General features: G+C 41.1%; 1 protein-coding gene. It reads right to left on the bottom strand.

Annotated features, from left to right (window positions below; genetic code table 11):
• Positions 1 to 695: 695 nt before the first annotated feature.
• On the bottom strand, positions 696 to 1,523 hold the full coding sequence (locus F1E73_RS16825) for an amidohydrolase family protein (protein ID WP_150452640.1): 828 nt from the start codon (positions 1,521 to 1,523) through the stop codon (positions 696 to 698).
• Positions 1,524 to 1,958: the final 435 nt, after the last annotated feature.

Genomic DNA, 1,958 nt, shown 5'->3' with positions numbered 1-1,958 from the left:
GGATTGGAGCTTACCTTTTGGTTTAAATCCCAAAAGTGGCAGCATCTTCTATTGACTCCGAGCTAATTCACGGGGAAATTCATTACCTATTCTAGATTTTTAAGAAGTTGAGAGAAAGTCCCCCCTTTAGGGGGTAGGGGGGTAAGACTTTTTCTGCATGAGGTTGCTTAAAGAGAAGTATTAGGTTTCTAGGTGCAAATGTAAAAGTTGATTATCGACCAAAACTCAATACTTAATACTTTGTAGTCAATACTTTAAAAAATCCCTCCGCTTTGCACTTTCAGGCAAACCACCTCCCTTTTACTCGTGCTGAGCGTAGCCGAAGCATTAGGGAGGAGCTTTCGATTTTTTCCCCTAGTAGAGGTCAACCTATATCAGGGACGCACACAATTGTTTATTGCTAATTGATTATTGTTCACTGAAAAAACTGCCTACTGCAACTGCTAACTTTATCCAGAAAACCACTAATAACCGATTACTGACTACCGTTTACCGATTACTGGACCCATCTCAGTACTCAATACTTTGTACTCAATACTGTTTTTCAATTGCTAATTATTTACTGTTAATTGAAAAAACTGCCTACTGTTCACTTTTTACAGCCTATAGCTTCAATTAAAACAGAAAAGCCACTGGCTACTGTTTACCGTTTACTGGCTACTGAACCAATCTCAATACTAATACCTCAATACTATTTATAAATCATAGAACTCCACCGCATTCCCACCCATGATGGCTTGTTGTTCTGTGGCACTTAGGGTATTGATAAAGTTGGTGGTGAGATTTTTGACTTCACTGTATTTACCTGCTACTAGGCAAACGGGCCAATCGGAGCCATACATACAGCGTTTGGGCCCAAAGGCTTCCAATACCAGTTCCATATATGGGTGAATCTGTTCTGGGGTCCAGCTGTGATAATCTGCTTCGGTAATCATACCCGATATTTTGCAATAGACGTTTTCGTGTTTTTCGATTTCTTTCATCAACACTGCCCAGCCCTCAAAAAAGCCATCTCTAATATAGGGTTTAGCAATATGGTCGATCACAAATTTTTGATTTGGGAACTTTTTTACAAATTCTAAGGTAGCTCCCAATTGATGGGGGAATACTAGAATGTCATAGACCGCTCCGTATTCTTCCAATTTGGAGATTCCGTTTAGAAAATCGGGACGCAAAAGAAAATTGGGATCTTCCTCTCCCTGAACAATATGTCGGTAGCCCTTTAGTTTGTTATCGGAAGCGTATTTTTCTAGAAGGTGTTCAACACTCTTACTCCTAAGATCTGCCCAACCTACAACGCCTTTTATAAAATCGTGCTCATGGGCCAATTCCAAAAGGAAATCGGTTTCCGCCAGGGTTTGATCGGCCTGCACCGCTACGCAGCCATCCACGCCATTTTCGGCGAATACAGATTCTAGATCTGAGGGAAGAAAGTCTCTTCGGATAACGGCCATTTCATCGTTAATCCATGCGTGTTTTTTGGGGTTGTATTTCCAGAAATGTTGGTGGGAGTCTATGGTCATTGTTATGTGAATAGTTATGTTGTTATGAAGCTATGAAGTTACGAAGTTAAAAGTTGATTTTGAAATTTGTTAATTTATAGATTTGGAAATAGGGGAATTAATGTGAAAATGTAACAATGGGTGTATAATTTTGAATTGAGACTTAATTCAGGGGATTAGAACAGCTTAATTTATTGGAGGAGGGTTAGGTGGTTAGACGGTTAAGTAGTTAAATGGTTTAGCTGTTATGAAGTTATGAAGTTATGAAGCCGTTAGTTCGCGTGCTTCTCGATACAATCCTCCTACAGTCGGATCACCTGCCTGCAGCCATGTAGGCCTACCCCGGCAGGCGAGCCTACCCCGGAAGGCAGGCAGGCCTCCCTCCGGTAGGTAAACTCGAAGTGACGGGTTGGGTTGAAAGTTGTTAATTGGCTGGATTACAAATGGAGATAGGCG

The sequence above is a fragment of the Arenibacter lacus genome, from assembly GCF_008711145.1.
In the GTDB taxonomy this organism is placed as follows: domain Bacteria; phylum Bacteroidota; class Bacteroidia; order Flavobacteriales; family Flavobacteriaceae; genus Arenibacter; species Arenibacter amylolyticus.
This window is presented reverse-complemented; position numbering and strand designations above follow the sequence as displayed.

What these genes read in the sequence shown, in the direction of transcription:
- F1E73_RS16825 (WP_150452640.1), bottom strand. Translation starts at nt 1,523, where the DNA reads ATGACCATAGACTCCCACCAACATTTCTGGAAATACAACCCCAAAAAA.